This window comes from Sandarakinorhabdus oryzae (assembly GCF_009733735.1).
Taxonomy (GTDB): Bacteria; Pseudomonadota; Alphaproteobacteria; order Sphingomonadales; family Sphingomonadaceae; genus Sandarakinorhabdus; species Sandarakinorhabdus oryzae.
This window is the reverse complement of sequence record NZ_WNJP01000258.1, coordinates 1-2,771: the sequence shown is the minus strand read 5'-3', so window position 1 is coordinate 2,771 and position 2,771 is coordinate 1. Positions and strand designations below refer to the sequence as shown.

Below are 2,771 nucleotides of genomic sequence, written 5' to 3'. Positions count from 1 at the left end.
GCGCGACCACAGGCGGGTGTTGGCCAGGCCATGCGCGGCCAGCTCGGCGGCGAGGCGCGGTGTGGCCACCATGATGGCGCTGGCCGGGGCGTGGAAACGGCGCAAGGCACGCCAGGCGGCCTGCGCGCCGCCGCCGAGCCGGGCGGCGACATAATCGGGAAAGCGCGTGTGGAAGCTGGTGGTGAAGGCCATGCCCTGCGTGAGCGCCCAGCCACGCGCGTGCCAGCCGAGCGGGCCTTCGGTGGCGATATGCAGGGCATCGGGGCCAAAATCGCGGATCTTGCGGCCGATACGGCGGCGCGTCGTCATGGCGAGGCGGATTTCGGGGTAGCTCGGCATCGGCACCGACCAGAATTGATCGGGCGAGATGACCTGCACCCGCACGCCACGCTCGGCGAGCAGGCGGATGGTAGTGGACAGCGTGCGGACAACGCCGTTGACCTGGGGTTCCCAGGCGTCGGTGACCAGGGTGAGCTTGAACATGCTGGGGTTCCTCAGGCGGCAAGCGCCGGCGGTTGCAGGGCGGATTGGCGGGTGATTTCCGCCCAGTCGATGATCTCGATGCGGCCATCGCCATGTTCGGCGAGCGCGGTGCAGCTTTCGACCCAATCGCCATCGTTCATGTAGGTGATGCCGCCGAAGTCGCGGATCTCGGCCGAGTGGATATGGCCGCACACCACGCCATCCAGGCCGCGCAGGCGCGCCGCTTCGGCCACCGCCTCTTCAAAGCGGGTGATGAAGGCGACAGCGTTCTTCACCTGCTTCTTGATGTGGGCGGAGATCGACCAATAGGGCAGGCCAAACTTCGCCCGCGCCCGGTTGTAATGGCGGTTGAGCTTCAAGAGCAGTTCGTAGCCAACGTCGCCAGCCCAGGCCAGCCAGCGGTGATAGAGCACGACGCCATCAAACTCGTCGCCATGGCACACGAGCAGCCGGCGGCCATCGGCGGTGGTGTGGATGGCCTCCAGCGCGATCTCCACCCCGCCAAAGCCCAGCCCGGCATAGGGGCGCAGGAATTCATCATGATTGCCGGGAATGAAGACGACGCGGGTGCCCTTGGCCGCCAACTTGAGCACGCGGCGCACGACATCATTGTGGCGCGCCGGCCAGTACCAGCCGCGCTTCAGCTTCCAGCCGTCGATGATGTCACCGACCAGATAGAGCGTGTCGGGCTGGATGGATTTCAGGAAATCGAGCAGCAGATCGGCGTTGCAGCCCGGCGTGCCGAGGTGGACATCGGAAATCCACACGGTGCGCAGGCGCAGCTTGCCGCCGGGCGTACGTTCATCCTCGTCGGCGAGGAAGGCGGGGATGGACGGCGGCAGGCGGAACGGCGGCGGCGGTGCGGCGGGCTCCCGCCAGAGCAGATGATCGGCAACAGCCAGCGGCAAAGACGCCATCGGTAACCCCTTCGGTCTATCCTTGCCCGGACGCTTTAGCGATGGGCAGTGACAGGGGTGTGGCGACGCGGTTGCCGCTTTGTTGCAGTTGAATGGCGCTTATGTTGCAGTGGCCAGCCGGTGGCGCTCCCAGGCGAGGGCGTGGCCCACCATCGTCTCCAGATCAGCAAAGCGCGGCTGCCAACCCAGGAGTTCGCGGGCCTGGCTCTGCGCCACCAGCACCGCCGGATCGCCGGCGCGGCGCGGGCCGTCGTGGCGCGGGATCGCCGTGCCCGACACGGCTTCCAGCGCGTCGAGCACCTCGATCACGCTGGCGCCCTGGCCATAGCCGAGGTTGACGGCGTGATACTGGCCGGGATCGGCAAGGCAGGCGCGCAGCAGCAGGATGTGCGCATCGGCAAGATCGGTCACGTGCACATAGTCGCGCACGCCGCTGCCATCGCGGGTGGGATAATCGCGGCCGAAGATGGTAAAACGCTCACGCTGGCCGGTGAGCACATGGCAGGCCAGCTCGATGAGATGGTGCGGGTGGCGGCTGGCCTGGCCGGAGCGCAGCTGCGGATCAGCGCCCGCCACGTTGAAATAGCGCGGGCAGGCGACCGAGAAACTGCGGTTGGCCGCCACCATGTCGGCCAGCGCGCGTTCGGCAAAAGCCTTGGACCAGCCATAGGGGTTGATCGGCGCAATCGGCGAGGTTTCGGCCAGTGCCTCGCCATCGCCATTGCCGTAAACCGCCGCGGTGGACGACATGACAAACGCGCCAATGCCGCACGCCAGCGCGGTTTCGGCCAGGCTCAGCGTCTCGCCAAAATTCTCCCGGTAATAAAGCGCCGGCTGCTCCACCGATTCCGCCACCGAAATGCGCGCGGCAAAATGCAGGACGGCGCCGATGCCATGCTCGCGGATCAGCCGCTCCACCAGCGCCCGGTCCCCTGCCCGGCCCTCGACGAAGATCGCGCCATCCGGCACCAGCGCCCGCGTGCCGGTGGACAGATCATCCAGCACCACCGTCTTCACGCCGCGATCCAGCAATGCCAGCGCGGCGTTGCTGCCGATATAGCCGGCCCCGCCCGTCACCAGCACGGGCGGCAGTTCGGTTTCGGGGATCAGCGAGAGCAAGGCGGACATGCATCCTGCCTAGCCGCTCCGGCCCCCGGTCTCAATCGGGAATGCCGGCAGCCGTATAAGCCGCATGCAGGCGTTGCTTGAGGCCGGGATAGCGGAACGGCAGCAGCCAGGCCCGCCGCGCCCGCTCGTTGGGATTGCGCGCCAAGAGCGCCTGCGCCAGCGCGCGGGCATCGTCCATGCGCCCCTGCTCCACCGCGGCCGCAATGCCGACGCGCAGCGCCTCCAGGCTGGCGCGGGTGCGGG

Annotated in this window: 4 protein-coding genes; all 4 read right to left on the bottom strand. The window is 67.9% G+C overall.

Annotated elements, in window-relative coordinates; genetic code table 11:
- Positions 1 to 483 (bottom strand): glycosyltransferase (locus tag GJ693_RS15225; protein ID WP_156257096.1); only part of this gene is annotated, 483 nt, incomplete at its 3' end.
- An 11-nt stretch (positions 484 to 494) separates the two neighbouring features.
- A complete protein-coding gene (locus tag GJ693_RS15220) occupies positions 495 to 1,400 on the bottom strand; it encodes a UDP-2,3-diacylglucosamine diphosphatase (RefSeq protein WP_156257095.1) in 906 nt (301 codons plus the stop codon).
- A 99-nt stretch (positions 1,401 to 1,499) separates the two neighbouring features.
- Complete coding sequence (gene galE, locus GJ693_RS15215) at positions 1,500 to 2,528, bottom strand: UDP-glucose 4-epimerase GalE (protein ID WP_156257094.1); 1,029 nt, start codon at positions 2,526 to 2,528, stop codon at positions 1,500 to 1,502.
- Positions 2,529 to 2,559: 31 nt separating this feature from the next.
- Positions 2,560 to 2,771: hypothetical protein (locus tag GJ693_RS17135; RefSeq protein ID WP_197042257.1), on the bottom strand; the 212-nt coding region annotated here is incomplete at its 5' end.